We start from the raw sequence: 16521 nt of genomic DNA, 5'->3' as shown, positions 1-16521 counted from the left end.
AATATAATAAAAACAAGGTTAAAAAAATTTAAATGTTTATATTAATTGGCGGACAGAAAAACAATGTTTTAAGAATCGAATAATGACTGGTTATTTGACAGCAGATGTAAAGTTTTCTATCATTGCCAACCTTAAATTTTAATTAAATAACAGGTTCATCATGAAACGCACATTTCAACCAAGTAATCTAAAACGCAAACGTGATCATGGTTTTAGACAGCGTATGGCTACACGAGGTGGTCGTTTAGTTCTTAAGCGTCGTCGTGCAAAAGGTCGTAAGCGTCTATCCGCCTAAGTGAACTGTTTTAGTAAAACGCGGCGGTTACTGAATAAAAGTGACTATGACTACGTTTTTGAACAAGCAAAAAAAATGGTTACCTCAGAGTTTATTGTTTTGCATCGTGCAAACACCCTGGGGTATGCCAGACTTGGGCTAGCACTATCAAAAAAGTCAATACCAAAAGCACATGACAGAAATCGTGTAAAGCGTTTATTGCGTGAAACCTTTCGTACCGCTCGATTACCTGCAGTTGACGTGGTATTTATAGCAAGACCAGGGCTCGCGGAAATCGAAAATAAGATAATTATTGCCAGATTGAGTACCATATGGGACAAATTAACCAATTCATACGCAACCTGACTTGTATGCCGATTTTTTTATACCAACGTTTGCTAAAACCGATCATGAAGCCTTGCTGTCGCTTTCACCCAAGTTGTTCAGATTATTCTATCGAAGCAATAAAACAACTTGGCATTCTCAAAGGGGGATGGCTGACCCTCTGTCGTTTATCGCGATGTCACCCTTGGGGGAAAAGCGGCTATGATCCTGTATCACCTAACAAAGAGAAGTATTAATGGATATACGACGTGTAGTTTTATATGCAGCTTTAGCGCTGATTGTTTATTCGCTCTGGATGAATTGGCAACGCGATTATCCAGCGGCGCCAAAACAGCTGGCTAGTCAGACAAGTTCTGCAACGATCAATAACGGCAGCTTACTACCAAACATCAACAATTCTTCGAGTAATGAGACAAACGCAGAAGCAACCAGCAAACCCAATGCGCCAGCAGTGGTTTCTACTTCTCAACCCATCCAGGTAAAGACCGATGTCCTCAATTTAAATATCGATTTACAGCAAGGTGATATAGTAGGCGCCCAATTGCTTGATTATCCGGTCAGCGTGGATGAGAAAGATAAGCCAATAACACTATTTCAGAATCAGCCAGATGAGCGGTATGTGGCAAACAGCAGTTTATTTACCAATGCCAACCAAGCCGTCCAAAATATTGATTTTGATTTCACTAGCCCTCAGCAACAATATCAATTGGCACCTGGTGAAGAAAAGCTGGTAGTCACTTTAAGTGGTAAAACAGCTGACGGTTTAGCCGTGAAAAAGGAATTCACTTTCACAAGGGGAAGCTATTTAATACAAGTGAATTACGTCATTGAAAATCAAGGTGCAACGCCATGGAAAGGGTATATGAATACCCAATTACTACGAAGTTCCCCTCAAGAGGATAAATCAAGTATTTTTCATGTTGGTTCCTACACGGGGGCTTCTTATTCAAATCCGGGGCAACAACGGTATAAGAAAGTCACTTTCAAAGATATGACTAAATCAAACCTGGATGTCAATGCGCAAGGTGGTTGGATCGCTATGCAGCAACACTATTTCGTGAGTGCTTGGGTGCCAAAAGCAGATAGCCATAATGTCTTTTATACAAGATCAGTTGATGATAATTATACGATCGGTGCAGTAAGCCAACCGATAACAATAGAACCAGGAGCTAAGAAGGAAATCGGTTCTAGTTTATATGTGGGCCCTGAAATCACATCCGAATTAAAAGCAATTGCACCTGGTTTGGATCTAACAGTTGATTATGGCTGGCTATGGTTCTTGTCTTCTATTTTATTCTCATTGATGAAGGCAATCTATTCCATGGTAGGTAACTGGGGATGGTCGATTGTGCTAGTGACCGTATTAATCAAATTAGCTTTTTATCGACTCTCTGCGACTAGCTATAAATCCATGGCAGGTATGCGCAAACTCCAACCTAAATTACAAGCTTTGCGTGAGCGATATGGCGATGATAAGGCCAAATTAAGCCAGGCAACGATGGAGTTATATCGCCAAGAAAAAGTTAATCCTTTGGGAGGATGCTTGCCTATCCTTATCCAAATCCCGGTATTTATTGCGCTGTATTGGGTTTTACTCGAAAGCGTCGAATTAAGACAAGCCCCTTTCATTTTCTGGATTAAAGATTTATCGGCTGCAGATCCGTATCACATCTTGCCGATCATTATGGGCGCGACGATGCTCATCCAGCAGAAACTAAATCCTGCACCACCGGATCCAATGCAAGCTAAAGTGATGATGTTCTTACCTATCCTGTTTACAGCTTTATTTTGGAATTTTCCAGCTGGATTGGTGCTGTATTGGGTTGTTAACAATGCGCTGTCTATTTTGCAGCAATGGTATATCACTCGAAAATACAGCGATGATCGACCTAAGAAAACACTAGCTTCCGCAAAATAATGCAAGACGATACTATTGTTGCAATCGCTACTCCACCCGGCCGTGGTGGAGTGGGCATTGTGCGTCTCTCAGGGGCATTAGCCTACTCAATTGCCCTTCAGCTCAACGGTAATCGAACACTTAATCCTCGTGTAGCACTATACTGTACTTTTATTAATCGCCAGAAAGAGATACTCGATAATGGCATAATCCTTTATTTTAAAGCCCCCTACTCATTTACCGGTGAAGACATCGTCGAATTCCAAGCGCATGGCTCCCCGCTCGTCTTAGACAATTTAATTAGCGAATGCGTAGCATTAGGTGCAAGATTGGCTAGACCGGGTGAATTTTCCGAACGTGCTTTTCTTAACGATAAGCTGGATCTAACGCAAGCTGAAGCAATTGCGGATCTTATTCATGCAAGTTCGCAAACCGCGGCAAGGATGGCAATTCGATCCTTGCAAGGTGATTTTTCAAAAAAAATTAATGAACTTAATGAGAAATTAATTCATTTACGCTTATTTGTTGAGGCTGCAATTGATTTCCCCGAGGAGGAAATTGATTTTTTAAGTGATGGTAGAGTTGCAGGTATGCTGAATGATATCTTACAGGAGTTAAGTTCCATCCGTGCAAACGCATCGCAAGGTGCGATCATGCGAGAAGGCTTATCGGTGGTGATTGCTGGGCGGCCAAACGCAGGAAAGTCTACTTTAATTAACTGCTTAGCCGGCCGTGACGTGGCCATTGTCACTGATGTTGCTGGTACTACACGCGATGTGATGCGGGAGCATGTCTTACTCGACGATATTCCTTTGCACTTAGTGGATACAGCAGGCTTGCGCGAGAGCAATGATCGCGTGGAACAAGAAGGGATAAAGCGCGCGTGGCAAGAGGTTAGCCGTGCCGATTGTTTATTGATGGTAACAGATGTGACATGCGCAGATTGCCCAGTGTTAAGCGATGAGATTCGGAAGGCATTGCCTCCTTCTGTACCTATCATTCGAGTGTTTAATAAAATTGATGCGATCAATTTAAATCCTAAAAAGGAAGAAGATGCAGTATATCTTTCGGCGAAGCTAGGGCAAGGCTTGGAGCTATTGAAAGAAAAAATCAAACAATCAGTAGGTTACCAACCTATAGAGGGGCAGTTTTTAGCACGCAGGCGCCATTTAGAAGCGCTGGATCAAGCCAGGGAATTTTTACTGGCAGGGCAACGCCAACTAAGCGAATCGCGCGCCGGAGAGCTGCTTGCTGAAGACTTAAGGCTTGCACATCACGCTTTATGTGAAATCACCGGTGAATTTTCGTCAGATGATTTACTCGGTAGAATTTTTTCTAGTTTTTGTATTGGAAAATAGACTTATTTAAGGCCAGGAGTAAATTCATCCTCAGAATCAATATCCACGAAGCCAAAGTCTCCCCCAGAAGAAGGAGCATCGGACTTTTCAGGTAGAGCTGAGTGGTGAGCATCTTGTGACGATTTACTAATCGATATGGGCCTTGCGTATTTAGCAAGGCTTTTGCTCGCATTCGAACTAGCAGGTAAATCAAAGAGATCGTCTGCAAAATCCTCAGAGTTATCCTTTGAGTTATCGGATTTTTCTTTACTTAGTAGTCCATCACCAAACCTTTCTGTGGCCGCAAGTAAGAAATTTCCTGAAGCAACTGTAAAAAAAGCTGCAGAAGCAGGTGCTATATCTAAACCAATAAATGTAAGCAATTTAATAAAGGGTACCGCTAAGGTATTTACGATTGGTGTAATTGCCGGCCCAGCTAGAGCATAGAGTGCTGGCGCTGCGAATACAGCTAAACTAACATAAGCTGCAGCTGAGATAAGGATACTTAATCCGCTTAGAATAGTGCGTACGATTGGGTTTTTGAGCTGTTGAGCTGCTTGGAAACTGGAAATTGGTGAAGTAACCGTGCGCAGAGCAATATAAACACTCTTAAATAAGTACTGTAAACCATAAGTGAGAAGCAGCAATCCCGATCGAACGTATTGTGCTGCGGAATTGGTTGGCGCCCAATCAATTAAACGGTTTACAAAGAAATTTGCAACTTCTGAGGCAAAATTAGGTAAAAATTCCAGTGGGCGCCGGATCATATTGATTATCGGATTTATGATAAAACCAATGGTAAAAAAATAAAGGATTTTTTTGCCAATCCCCGATTCCTGTGGCCATCCCAAAAAGTAATGAGCAAAATTCGCTTGTTGCCGTTGTTTTTCATCAAGCAATGGCATGAAGGTGTCATAGAACGCTTGCTTAAAAAAATCAAAAAAACTTACTCTAACTTTATAAGCAGAGTAACTATTGTGAATGATGTCATAATAGTCACTAACCGGGTTTCCAATTTCTTCAAGGATATCCTCGCGTGTGGGTAACCTTCCTTCTCCTTGCAGTGTACGTTCACAAATCTTTAATGTGGCGGCGCTATGATAACCGCATGAGGCAGGATCAAAGAAAGATTGTGTTCCAAGAGAAATATAATCCGCTTTATCGGTTGAGCCATTCGTCCTATCTGTTATTAGAATTTCTTGTTCAGGAGCAGGCTTGGTGAGGGCACGCCAAAGGGATCTAAGCACTGTCAATGGGCTTTTGTCTCGTTTTTTAGCAAAAAATTTAACTGCATCACTGACCTTTGGGTCGAAAATCTTCATTGTTTGACGATCAGCTGAGGAGTACGCTGCGACAATATGCCCCTCAGTGGCGCCATGTCCAATTAAACCGACGAGGAACTGGCGAGGTACACGAACCCCTTTCCGTGCAAAAAAGGTATTTAAATGAGTTAGCATTTCGCCGTACTCAAATGCTTGTAATGGGGTAGTAATTACTGTTAAATCACTATTTGGGGCATGATAATAACTTAACCTTTCGATAGTATTGTCACTTGTGCCAAGAATAGTGACATCTTTACCTAGGGTTTTGTTAAATTCTTCATGATCGACACTTTCTACAAAAGGGTTGTCCAGTAACCTTTCAAAATCCGAACTACCTAGTGTGATATAACCGACCATTCTTAAAACTTCTATGAAATGTTTGAATAATATTCTAATAAAAAAATATTAACACAACATGAGCAACATTTAGTAATCAATATGCAAAAAATAAATACATAATGTTTCGTCTATTGCAAAATAGAATAATAAGTTTTATATTCCCACGGGGTGTTCATTTTTTTGATGGGTTGAGAAATTATGGCTTTTGAAGAATATTATGAAGAGTTCGCTGATGATAAGCACCAATTTTTTGCAAACGTTAGAAGTTTTGCTGACGCTGAAGAAAGAGCCCAAACCCATCACTATGGATTCCTAGCCTCTAATGAAAAACTAATTCGAAAAGAGTACGAGCTATTATTCGAACGCCTTAAAAAAGACGAGATAAATCGAGAAATCTTTTGGTTTTATTGCTATTACTGCTGCATTATGCTGCAAAATTTTCATCGTGCTTATGGGCAAGACGGAAAAGCTGATGAATTTTTAAAGTTACGTTTAGAAATAAAAAAACGTTTGCAAAAAAGAGGCGATACCAAACCAAACGAACCCACAAAACTTAAAAAAGATAAGGCGAGCGAGGACTCGTTTTTCGACTATCTTGGGAAAACAATTTCTAAGAACTTAATTGAATTATTAACAGCGCCTACAAAAGTATCAAAAATTCGCGATCTGGTGTCTACTGGTAACATCTATCGTATTTATTGGTTTTTCTGCCGCACCAGTATAACCAAGTCGTTTCTTTTAGCACGGGACTTGGAATTGCTTGATCGACTTGGCAGTATTTTTGGTAGGAAAATCGATGCTGATCGCATCGTTGATATTCTCGAAACACCAAACGCTACCCTCAAAGTATTAAGCGTCGGTTTCTTTGCTTTCCGCTTTATATTAAATGCCGCTATGTTGATTAAACATACCTACGGATCGAAGGCGGAGCGATCAGATAAAGATTATGATTGGTGGATGCGTCTCAAAAGTGAGCTGTATAAACGCCATCCAGTCATGATAAATGATGTGGTATGGGGTAGCGTCAATTTCATCACGAATTACAATTCACTGGTTGGTATACCCGATCCCGTTACTGGATGGATCGTAGTTGGGTTTCTATTCTTTGATTTTTGTTGGTTCATTTATCAGCGACATTTGGCTCAAAACGAGTATCGAACAAAAAAATCGCAATTAGAGCGGGATCTGGCGTTCTACTTGAGGGAGCTGCAAAACGAAGATCTGGATGACGAGAAAAGGAAAGAATACGCGCAACATTGCCAGTTATTAAAGAAACAGATCGATCAGCTAGACATAGGCTGGCAAGCCTTAAGTTCAGAGTTTTGGTTTAATAGCGCTGCCGCGATGTTATTGGCTGTCGGTTTCTCTGCATCCATGATATTTACAGCTCCGGCAATGGTGATTGCTTGCTATGCGATTTGTACTTTTGCTGTAGCAATGTACTTATCAGCGGGTGCTTATAAAAAATACCAGGAAAAGAGCCTTCAACTTGAGTATGCGAATATCCATAAAAGCGAAATCACTCAAGAAGAACTTGCTGCTGCTACCCAGGCTTATGTGCAGGCTCGTAATGAGTTCATTATTACTATGGCGAAAAACGTGCTGATGCCAACGTTATTTATTGTCACTTATGCTATTTGTTGGGAAGCTGCACTAGTGCTGACTGCAGCGTATATAGGGTATCAATTGTATAGTGCTTATACCAAACATCTAGAGGAAAATGCTAAGGGGGAGACAGTTGATTCGAATATCGAAATGGAAGATGCACCAGCTGAATCCCAAAGTTTATTACTAGGGACAGGATCCTCTTTATAAGCATCTAGCTTTGGAGCCGCAGCCTAACAGAGGGCTTTTTCGTGTAAATCCTCTGTTAGGCCGTGCTCCCCTCATGTGGCTCGCCCATTAATTTTGTAACTGTATTAATGTCACCGTTCGCTTTGGCTTGTATAGTCAAAGGTAAAAACCCCCTCTTTATTACTTGGCCGTTGAAAAATTTGAGGGTGTTTTAAGGTATGTGTGACATCGTAATAACCCGCTTTCCAATGTTCGTTCATTGTTAGCCGAGAAAATTCATAATCTTTGGAATAACTCTCATATTGTTGTGCGCGATAAATCAATTGGACAATATTATACACTTTATGATCGGCTATTTTTTTTAAGATCTTCGCTTCTTCAGTTTCCTGTAATTCGCTTGGTAATTCTGTAAGCAATTTAGAGAGTGCACATCGAGCTTGTTGGAGGCGTTTGAATTGATTGGTTGCCGCACGAGTTCGGCTAGAATATTGAATTTCTTTCTGGCGGGTCATAGCTCCCCTAAGATTACGCGGTATTGTTCCACGAGCACTCCATAAGTCAACTTGAAAAGCGAGCGTGTCTTGACGAGTGTCACCATCAACAATCCATAGTAATGGTGTGTTAGAAATCAACCCGCCGTCCCAGTAAAATTCACCGTCGATTTCAGTTGCAGCAAATCCTGGGGGCAACGATCCACTTGCCATCACGTGTTCGGGACGAATGATCTCACGATTATTGTCGAAATAAATAAAATTACCTGAGCATACATTCACAGCACCGACGCTAAAACGAGTTTCACCATGATTGATCCGATCAAAATCAACAAAACGCTCAAGCGTTGCTTTAAGCTCCTTGGTATCATAAAAACTGGTTGCTTCAACGGTACCATCAGGATGGAAGAATGGAGCGGGAATACGAGGTATAAAAAAGTTGGTTGTGCCGCTCATTAGAGTAAACATCGCACTCAGATTATTGAATAATCCACGGGCCCAATCACCTCTGGGAGCAAATTGCCCGGAAATGGTGGTCCAGTCCAGTAAAGGGTTTGTCGTAATGGTTTCCCAAAAACGTTTGAGTTTAGATGCCCTTTCTTTAGGAGGATTTCCAGCGATAATTGCGGCATTAATGGCACCAATCGAGATTCCGGCAACCCAGTCAGGATGGAGTTCTGCTTCTGCCAGCGCCTCATAGACACCTCCTTGATACGAGCCGAGTGCGCCGCCGCCTTGCAATACAAGAGCAATGCATTCGAAGGGTGGACGATTTTTTCCCGCGAAGCTTTGCGAATGTCGTTGCTTAGATTTAGACTGCTTACCCTTCATTTCGGATCCTCCTATCTCAATAAGTATAAGTATAAACCTTCTCTTGAGTTTAGGTATCTGCTTTTAACGACCAGGGTTTTTTAGTTAACTTATTAATTTTAAAGCTAATTTATACAATTCATTTTTATTTCTTTGGGTCAATTCGCTCGCAATTTTCACCGCTTGCTTTAGAGGTAATTCTTTAACCAATAAAGATAAGATCTCTTGTTCTTTTCGATTGGCATCACCCTCCTCCTCCTTTTTAGGCAAGACCAAAACAAATTCACCCTTACAACGCGCTTTATCTTCAAGAAACCAATTTTTAATTTCTTGAGCTGCCGCACTTATAAAATGTTCAAAGGTTTTTGTTAACTCTTTAGCAACAACCATCTCATAGTTTTGCCCGTATACTTCGATAATGTCGTCTATACAATCGAGAATTCGATGCGTCGATTCATAAAATACGATAGTGTGTTCACTCGCTTTTAACGATTCGAGTTTGGCTCGTCTACCGGTTTGTTTGGCTGGCAAAAAGCCAACAAAAGTAAACGTATCGCAAGGTACTCCAGCTGCTGAAAGAGCAGTTATCAAAGCACAGGGACCTGGAATGGGTACAACTGGAATTTGCTTTTGGCGCGCAAGGCGAACAAGAGGAAAACCGGGATCACTGATGAGCGGTGTGCCTGCATCACTGATTAAAGCAAAAGATTTACCTTGTTGTAAGGTTTCAATAATGGCCTCTGCCTTAGTGGCCTCATTATGGGCATGTAAAGAAAGTAAGGGCTTATTGATTCCTAATGAATCAAGCAGTTGGCCAGAGTGACGCGTATCTTCGGCTAAAATCGTATCCACGGATTTAAGCGTAGTTATCGCACGTAAACTGATATCCTCACGATTACCGATTGGTGTGGCAACAATATAAAGAGTACCCACAGAGGTTGCTGAAATTTTTACCATAGTTTATCCTATTGCGTTCCTGCGTTTTGGACCTACCCTCATGTTATTAAAGTCGCTCAAAATAAATTTTATTGCAATTATTGGTTCAGCTATTTTGCTTGTGCAATGCATGAAGATCCCTGAATCGCAAATTCATCCAACTGCCAATAAAACCAAAGCAACAGCTGCAGCTACCCCATACACGATGCCAGCGACCGCTTATCTTGCCTTGGCAAAAAATCAGGCGGACATTGAGAAGCAGAATATGCTGATCATGGCTGCAGGTCGATTTATCTATGATGGCCAGTGGCGCGATGGGATACGCACTCTAGCGCAAACGAGTAATTTATCTCCCGAGCAAGCTAATGCAAAAAATATCTTACTTGCTAAAACTGACATAATCCGCGATCAACCGCGTTCAGCAATTGCTCGATTATCTGGCGTGCATGAAATTAGCAATTTGTCTCCCTTTTATCAAGTTCAATATCATGAAATTTTAGCTTCTGCTTATGAATCAGTAGGAAATCGTGCAGAATCAGTAGTTGAACGAATTAAACTGGAAAGATTACTTTCCGATGAAATGAGTCAGGCCAATAATCGTCGTATTTTATGGCTCACTTTGACCAAATTACCTGTGGCGGAACTTAATACTTTAGCGGTGGAAGCCCCTGATGACTCCGAACTGCAGGGTTGGATGAAGTTAGCTTTGATCTCACGACAAAATCAGAATGATGCACAAGCGCTTTTTGCCCAAGTTGAACAATGGCAAACTCAATACCAGGGGCACCCTGCCAATCAGTTATTACCTTCGCCGCTAAGTGCAGTGAAACCTTATTTGCATCATTCTCCAAAACAAATCGCCTTATTATTACCCTTAAGCGGGCCGTTAGCAGGTCCTGGCGGCGCTATACGCGACGGGTTTATGGCCGCAGCCAGTAACTCGCCAGCAGATATCCGTCAATACGACACGGCTGCAGGCAATGTCGCGGCTTTATATCAACAAGCGCTGAGCGAGGGTGCAGATTATGTGGTGGGTCCCTTGAGCAAAGCGGATGTAGCGGTTGTGGCAACACTCGAACATCCTGTACCCACCTTGCTACTTAATGATATTGATGTGGCTAATAGCACAAATGTTTATCGTTTTGGTTTGTCTCCTAGCAATGAAGCAAGACAGGTAGCTGTTAAAGCTGGAAAAAAAGGCTATCGGCGGGCGCTGGTTATCGCGCCTTCTGGACAATGGGGAGATGAGATTGTTGCAGCATTTACTTCTCAGTGGCAGAGCAATGGTGGTGTTGTCGTTGATAAACTTGCTTATGGAAATAATGATGACCTGAATGTCGCTGTGCGAGACTTACTTCATGTTTCTGATAGTCAGGCTAGAGAAAAAAAGATTAAGCGGCTATTGGGACAAAGAATTCAAGCGATACCCAGGCGCCGAGAAGATTTTGACATGATTTTCCTACTTGCTTACCCTTCCAAGGCGCGACAGATAATGCCTTTGTTGAGGTATTATTTCGCAGGCAACGTTCCAGTCTATGCAACATCGACTGTTTATGCAGGAAGTCCAAATATCATGCAGGATAAGGATCTTGATGGCATTATTTTTAGCGATATGCCCTGGGTCTTCGCCCATCAGATGGCAAATAGAAATTGGCCAGAACAGCTGAACAGTTATAATCGGTTATATGCTCTAGGGATGGACAGTTATACTTTATCAACCCAGCTCAACCAATTATTACTCTTCCCAGCAATGGGTATTGATGATAAAAGTGGCGTCCTTTACTTGAATCGAGCACAACAAATTGCAAGAATTCCTGCTTGGGGGCAATTTAGAGGCGGGGTTGCTGTAACGACCGGCTGACACTGGCACGACTAAATTTGTTCGAAGGAGTAACGATGTCATTGAAGACTGGAATCAAGGCAGAACAACGGGCACGAGATTATCTCCTTACACAAGGATTACATTGGGTGAGGAGTAATTACCGTTGTCCTTGGGGTGAAATTGATTTAATTATGGAAGAACAAAATTACTTAGTCTTTGTTGAAGTCCGTTCCCGCATGTCCCAAGCTTTCGGAGGGGCTATAGCCAGTGTTACTTACGTTAAGCAACAAAGGATTGCTAAAGCTGCTGCCCATTACTTAATGACAACTAAAAAATACAACAAGCAACCAGTACGTTTCGACGTATTGGGTTTTGAAGATAAAGGACAACGGGTTGAGTGGATTAAAAATGCCTTTGAAGCAGGGCTTTAAATTAAATCGGAAACAGTAACATGTCCCAGATGGAAGATCGCGTCAGACAACTCTTTGGTATTAGCATTGAAGCAAAAATTGCCGTAGCAGATACCTTATCTGCTCAAATAGCTAAAGCGGGTTTGCGCTTAGTTAATTGTTTACTTAATGATGGCAAAATCCTGGTGTGTGGAAGCGGCGGCTCGGCAGCAAACAGCCTTCATTTTGCTTCGGCTATGATTAATCATTTTGAAGTAGAACGTCCTCCTCTACCAGTGATTGCATTGACTGATATTGCTTCGCTCACATCGGTTGCCAATGATGGCCACTACGATCAAGTGTTTGCTAGGCAAATTCAAGCGTTAGGCCAAGAAGGTGATGTCTTACTTGTGCTATCAACTTCAGGGAATGCTGATTGTATTTTGCAGGCGGTAAACGCAGCAAATGATAGGGGAATGGATACGATTGCTTTAAGTGGCCGTGATGGGGGCGTCCTTGCTAATCATCTGGGTCCAGAAGATATCGAATTGAGAATACAGGGCGATAATGATGCCCGCATCCGTGAAACGCATTTATTTATTTTGCATTGCTTTTGTGATCTGATTGATCAATCCTTATTTGGTCAAATGTTGGGGTAGATTATGAAATTTCGTTCAATCATTTTTTTCCTGGTATGCTCCTTACTTACTGGCTGCGTTGCGGCTGTTGTTGCAGGTGCTGCAGCAAGCTTGGTGGTATACGATAGGCGCAGCGTAGTTACGATTGAAAGTGATGCACGCATATTTCACAAAATCCATACTGCCATAGTAAAAGATCCCCGCTTTCGCGATTCGAGAATTAATGTGACAAGTTTTAATCGGGTCGTTCTATTGGTAGGGCAAACACCTGCTGCTTCATTACGAGTCCTAGCTGAAAAAATAGCACAGAATACACCTAATGTAAGGCGCGTATACGATGAGGTAACGGTTGATTACCCTCTACCCTTGGCGGAAAGAACAAAGGACACATGGATTACGAGTCAAGTAAGAAGTTTAATGCTTACTCGAAAAGGCTTAGAATCCGGCTCCATTCGCATTGTGACCGAGAATGGTGTCGTTTATTTAATGGGAATTGTGACACACGAACAGGCCAATCTTGCTGTCGATGTCGCAAGGCAAGTGAATGAAGTAAGAAAAGTAGTCAAGGTTTTTCAGTACATAGTCTAAAAGTATGAAAAAACAAGGACGTTTTATTACCCTTCTAGTGGGAATCATGTTGTTAGAGGGTTGTTACAGCGAGCTATGGACCGGAGCAAAGCTCGTTTACGATCGGCATAACGTTTACAAAAAAATTGACGATTACCAGTTAGGGGCGAAAGCAGGTCATGCACTTTTCGATGACCAACTGTTTAAGCAAAAAGGCTGCTCTATCGATTTAGCAGTTTTCAACGGCGATATACTACTTGCAGGACATGTACCTACTGCCGGGCTCCGAAATGAAGCAGTTCGACGGGTTTCCTCTCTAACCGGTTATCGCCGCGTCATTAACCAGCTCGATGTAAGCAAACAACCCAACTCAGTGTTGGAGGACAGTTGGATTACTGCCAAAATACGCAGCCAGATTTTTGCAGATGCAGAAATCGATCCTCATGCATTCAAAGTAATAACCTCTGACTACATTGTATATTTAATGGGTGATGTCAGGCCACAGCAAGCCGAACGAGTCATAAATATAGCTAAAAACACACAAGGGGTTGAGCGAGTGGTCAAATTGTTTAAGTACTATAATCTCAGCAAACAGGCCATTGCAGACAGCTGATCTAAAATAGACTGTGGCCTGGCACATCCAGGCCACGGGGTATTGTTTTTCCAAACCAGGAAGTGGCTAACCTGGAGGATACCTTTTACTTTATCAATGGAAGCGACCTTTATCCAGTCGTTTACGAATTTTTCTTACTCTAAGTGCGCGTAATAAACCTGTCGATGTATTAGCGTCACGTTCTTCATCATAACCGTTCAAGGTTTGAACTGGGTGTGTTTTGCAATGTTTCCGGTAGGATGTGTGGTTTTTATTGTGTTTATGGTGGAGCTCGTCTCCATAGCGATTGAGCATTTTTTCCCGCATGCTAGTGGCGGTACGTTGTTGCTTTTCAGACATATACGATTCCTTCTATTGCGAGTGAACTGCCGAGGGTTAATGGAAATTTATACAAAAAAAATGATGTAAAAAAATACAAAACCCCCTACTTAAACTATAAGCAATTTGGCATTATTATTCCAGTAATTGATGCAGCTCTTGCCTCAGTGGAGAGTAAAAATCAAAGCTACTTTTTTACATCTAAGGCAAAAGTTGCTTTGTTTAACCAAGATTATTGCAAAAACGAAATGGAGGTGGGTATAAACCGAGAAAATTGTTATTTTTACCTCCTTTATTATTTAATCCTGCAAGAAGTGCTCGCCCGTATTTAGATTTCCGCCTGAATGCAAAAATGTGGGACTCCAGTTGATACAGGATGTTGGATTTTTGCCAATATAATCCAGTTTAATCTTCTAACGAATAGTAGAGAAAATTCACCAGGTTATTGCGGGTAAACAATAAACGAGGTATGTCATTTGGAGTGGGGTAGTCTTAGTGTTAATTAATGAACAGTTGCGTATCCAAGCTGTTTACTTTATAATCCGCGCGTTAAAAGATGGGTGAAATGTGAAAGATAAGCTTGGCGTTAGCGGCGTAAAGCGCATGCTTGGAATTCAACTGTTGACTAGTGTATTGATATCACTATCACTACTTTTGATTTTCGGCAAAAGGGAGGCAATGTCAGCGTTATTAGGTGGCATAGTTGCAATAATCCCCTCAGCGCTGTTTGCAAGAAAATTATTTTATTACCGAGGCGCCAGAGCAGCACGGCAAATAGTCAAAGGCTTCTATTTAGGTGAAGCTTTAAAAATAGTGTCGTCAATTATCTTATTTACACTGATTTTTCTATTAGTTAGGATCACCCCTCTTGCGTTTTTTTTCACCTACATTGTGGTGTTAATGAACTACTGGTTTGCACCACTGATTTTTGCTAACAAACAAAATAGGCCTGAAAGTGACTGAAATGGTATCTAGTACCCAATACATCAAGCATCATCTTACATATCTAACGTATAATTTTAAAACAATGAGTTTTGGTTCTAATGGGTTTTGGACAATAAACTTAGATACCTTATTTTTCTCTTTGGTGACAGGGATTATTATTCTCTCATTGTTATACTTCGGTGCACGCAGGGTCACGACCGGTGTACCAGGAAAGTTGCAAAATTTCGCAGAATTGTTGCTTGAGTTTGCAGACAATCAGGTGAAAGATTGCTTTCATGGGAAAAGCAATCTAATTGGCCCCCTTGCGTTGACAATCTTTGTTTGGGTTTTCTTCATGAATTTTATGGATATCCTTCCCGTTGATATTCTGCCCTTAGCGGCGCAATCTCTCGGTATTCATTATCTGAAAGTGGTACCTACTAACGACCTAAACCTAACTTTTGCGCTGTCAATTTCCGTTTTTGCACTGATAATAATTTATAGTGTGAAAATAAAGGGAATAAAGGGATTCGTTAAGGAATTGACATTACAACCATTCAATCATCCTGTATTTATTCCATTCAATCTACTACTTGAGCTGGTTGGATTGATCGCTAAGCCTATTTCCCTCGCGTTGCGGTTATTTGGTAATCTATATGCTGGCGAATTAATCTTTATTCTGATAGCGTTGCTAACTCTGAATGCGGCGTCAACTTCAGTTATAGCAACAACAACTCTAGGGACTGCACAATTTTTGCTGGCCTTAGCGTGGTCGATTTTCCATATATTGGTAATTACGTTGCAAGCATTTATCTTCATGGTACTGACTATCGTTTATTTAAGTTTGGCTCATGAAGATCATTAAGGTTTTTTTTAAATTAATCATTGTCCATTAAGGGGATTTATATGCAAGCTGCAAATTTGATAGCACAGATTCAAGGTATGACTGTTATTGCAGTCGCTCTACTCATTGGTTTAGGTGCTTTAGGTACTGCGATTGGTTTCGGTTTATTAGGCGGAAAATTCCTTGAGGGTTCTGCGCGTCAGCCTGAAATGGTTCCAATGTTGCAAGTAAAAATGTTTATCGTTGCAGGCCTTCTCGATGCGGTAACAATGATTGGTGTGGGTATTGCGTTGTACTTCACTTTCGCTAACCCCTTCCTCAGCAGCTTGGGTTCTTAAATAACACCAAATAAGGGCGCAAAGCGCCCTGATTGCTACGGGAGATACTACCTTGGAAATTAATTTAACTTTGGTTGTGCAAATGCTGGTTTTCGCAGCATTTGTTTGGTTTACCATGAAATTTGTATGGCCTCCGTTGGCTAAAGCGATGGAAGAGCGACAAGATAAAATAGCCGATGGGTTATCAGCAGCTGAGCGAGGTCGCAAAGAACTAGAGCTTGCTCAACATCGCGTTAAAGATGAATTAAAACAAGCGAAGGCGCAGGCCTCAGAGATTATTGAAAAAGCAAATCGCCGTGCGGCGCAGCTGATTGAAGAGGCTAAAGAAGAAGCTAAGTTGGAAGCACAAAGGCAAGCGAAGATAGCTCATGAGCAATTAGTGCAAGAAATAAATCGTGCAAAAGATGGTTTACGTAACCAAGTAGCTCAATTAGCGATAGCCGGCGCAGAAAGGATTCTTAATCGTGAAGTCGATGCAAAAGCGAACAGCGCGCTGCTCGATGATCTGATCGAAGAGATTTAA

The 16521-nt window shown here is 41.6% G+C and carries 19 protein-coding genes; 15 read left to right on the top strand and 4 right to left on the bottom strand.

Translation table 11 applies throughout. The features are described 5' to 3' along the window. The first annotated feature begins 160 nt into the window (after window positions 1-160). The 5 genes from rpmH to mnmE are packed head-to-tail and all read left to right on the top strand — an operon-like array spanning window position 161 to window position 3874. Window positions 161-295: a 50S ribosomal protein L34 gene (gene rpmH, locus LMI_RS15185; protein ID WP_019215662.1), complete on the top strand. Its 135-nt coding sequence runs from the start codon at window positions 161-163 to the stop codon at window positions 293-295. Beyond that, the gene (gene rnpA, locus LMI_RS14710) at window positions 296-640 is read left to right on the top strand and encodes a ribonuclease P protein component (protein WP_045100455.1); all 345 of its coding nucleotides are present in this window, start codon (window positions 296-298) and stop codon (window positions 638-640) included. Beyond that, window positions 607-855: a membrane protein insertion efficiency factor YidD gene (yidD, locus tag LMI_RS15180; protein ID WP_074454210.1), complete on the top strand. Its 249-nt coding sequence runs from the start codon at window positions 607-609 to the stop codon at window positions 853-855. The genes rnpA and yidD overlap by 34 nt, the downstream gene beginning before the upstream one ends. Beyond that, window positions 855-2537, top strand: a complete 1683-nt coding sequence (gene yidC, locus LMI_RS14705; protein WP_045100454.1) for a membrane protein insertase YidC — start codon at window positions 855-857, stop codon at window positions 2535-2537. The genes yidD and yidC overlap by 1 nt, the downstream gene beginning before the upstream one ends. Then, window positions 2537-3874: a tRNA uridine-5-carboxymethylaminomethyl(34) synthesis GTPase MnmE gene (mnmE, locus tag LMI_RS14700; protein ID WP_045100453.1), complete on the top strand. Its 1338-nt coding sequence runs from the start codon at window positions 2537-2539 to the stop codon at window positions 3872-3874. Before yidC ends, mnmE begins: the two co-directional genes overlap by 1 nt. 2 nt (window positions 3875-3876) lie before the next feature. On the opposite strand, the gene LMI_RS14695 is transcribed toward mnmE, so the two are convergent. Next, window positions 3877-5532, bottom strand: a complete 1656-nt coding sequence (locus LMI_RS14695; protein ID WP_045100452.1) for a hypothetical protein — start codon at window positions 5530-5532, stop codon at window positions 3877-3879. A 180-nt stretch (window positions 5533-5712) separates the two neighbouring features. Here LMI_RS14695 and LMI_RS14690 point away from each other — a divergent pair, with 180 nt between their 5' ends. Further along, window positions 5713-7329, top strand: coding sequence for a hypothetical protein (locus LMI_RS14690; RefSeq protein WP_052679602.1), 1617 nt, complete (start codon window positions 5713-5715; stop codon window positions 7327-7329). Window positions 7330-7439: 110 nt separating this feature from the next. On the opposite strand, the gene LMI_RS14685 is transcribed toward LMI_RS14690, so the two are convergent. After that, window positions 7440-8630, bottom strand: coding sequence for a DUF3734 domain-containing protein (locus LMI_RS14685; protein WP_045100451.1), 1191 nt, complete (start codon window positions 8628-8630; stop codon window positions 7440-7442). Window positions 8631-8714: 84 nt separating this feature from the next. After that, window positions 8715-9566: a 16S rRNA (cytidine(1402)-2'-O)-methyltransferase gene (gene rsmI / locus LMI_RS14680; RefSeq protein WP_045100450.1), complete on the bottom strand. Its 852-nt coding sequence runs from the start codon at window positions 9564-9566 to the stop codon at window positions 8715-8717. A gap of 40 nt (window positions 9567-9606) precedes the next feature. On the opposite strand from rsmI, the gene LMI_RS14675 reads away from it, so the two are divergent. The 5 genes from LMI_RS14675 to LMI_RS14655 are packed head-to-tail and all read left to right on the top strand — an operon-like array spanning window position 9607 to window position 13574. Continuing rightward, a complete protein-coding gene (locus LMI_RS14675; protein WP_045100449.1) occupies window positions 9607-11406 on the top strand; it encodes a penicillin-binding protein activator in 1800 nt (599 codons plus the stop codon). Between the two features lie 35 nt (window positions 11407-11441). Continuing rightward, window positions 11442-11798, top strand: a complete 357-nt coding sequence (locus LMI_RS14670; RefSeq protein ID WP_045100448.1) for a YraN family protein — start codon at window positions 11442-11444, stop codon at window positions 11796-11798. Between the two features lie 20 nt (window positions 11799-11818). Then, window positions 11819-12415: a D-sedoheptulose-7-phosphate isomerase gene (locus tag LMI_RS14665; protein WP_045100447.1), complete on the top strand. Its 597-nt coding sequence runs from the start codon at window positions 11819-11821 to the stop codon at window positions 12413-12415. Between the two features lie 3 nt (window positions 12416-12418). Beyond that, complete coding sequence (locus LMI_RS14660; protein WP_045100446.1) at window positions 12419-12982, top strand: BON domain-containing protein; 564 nt, start codon at window positions 12419-12421, stop codon at window positions 12980-12982. A 4-nt stretch (window positions 12983-12986) separates the two neighbouring features. After that, the gene (locus LMI_RS14655; RefSeq protein WP_045100445.1) at window positions 12987-13574 is read left to right on the top strand and encodes a BON domain-containing protein; all 588 of its coding nucleotides are present in this window, start codon (window positions 12987-12989) and stop codon (window positions 13572-13574) included. Window positions 13575-13667: 93 nt separating this feature from the next. Here LMI_RS14655 and LMI_RS14650 read toward each other — a convergent pair whose 3' ends face one another. Next, the gene (locus LMI_RS14650) at window positions 13668-13913 is read right to left on the bottom strand and encodes a hypothetical protein (RefSeq protein ID WP_045100444.1); all 246 of its coding nucleotides are present in this window, start codon (window positions 13911-13913) and stop codon (window positions 13668-13670) included. 546 nt (window positions 13914-14459) lie between these two features. On the opposite strand from LMI_RS14650, the gene LMI_RS14645 reads away from it, so the two are divergent. The 4 genes from LMI_RS14645 to LMI_RS14630 are packed head-to-tail and all read left to right on the top strand — an operon-like array spanning window position 14460 to window position 16521. Beyond that, entirely contained in the window at window positions 14460-14855 is a 396-nt protein-coding gene (locus LMI_RS14645) for an ATP synthase subunit I (protein ID WP_231852188.1), read from the top strand. Between the two features lies 1 nt (window position 14856). Further along, entirely contained in the window at window positions 14857-15681 is an 825-nt protein-coding gene (atpB, locus tag LMI_RS14640; RefSeq protein ID WP_074454211.1) for a F0F1 ATP synthase subunit A, read from the top strand. Window positions 15682-15722: 41 nt separating this feature from the next. Further along, entirely contained in the window at window positions 15723-15998 is a 276-nt protein-coding gene (atpE, locus tag LMI_RS14635; RefSeq protein ID WP_045100443.1) for a F0F1 ATP synthase subunit C, read from the top strand. Window positions 15999-16050: 52 nt separating this feature from the next. Further along, window positions 16051-16521 carry a F0F1 ATP synthase subunit B gene (locus tag LMI_RS14630; RefSeq protein WP_045100442.1) on the top strand — a complete coding sequence of 157 codons (471 nt, stop codon included), beginning with the start codon at window positions 16051-16053 and terminating at the stop codon, window positions 16519-16521.

The organism is Legionella micdadei (assembly GCF_000953635.1).
GTDB lineage: Bacteria > Pseudomonadota > Gammaproteobacteria > Legionellales > Legionellaceae > Tatlockia > Tatlockia micdadei.
Note: the sequence above shows the minus strand (reverse complement) of the source record. Positions and strands in the feature narration are given on the sequence as shown.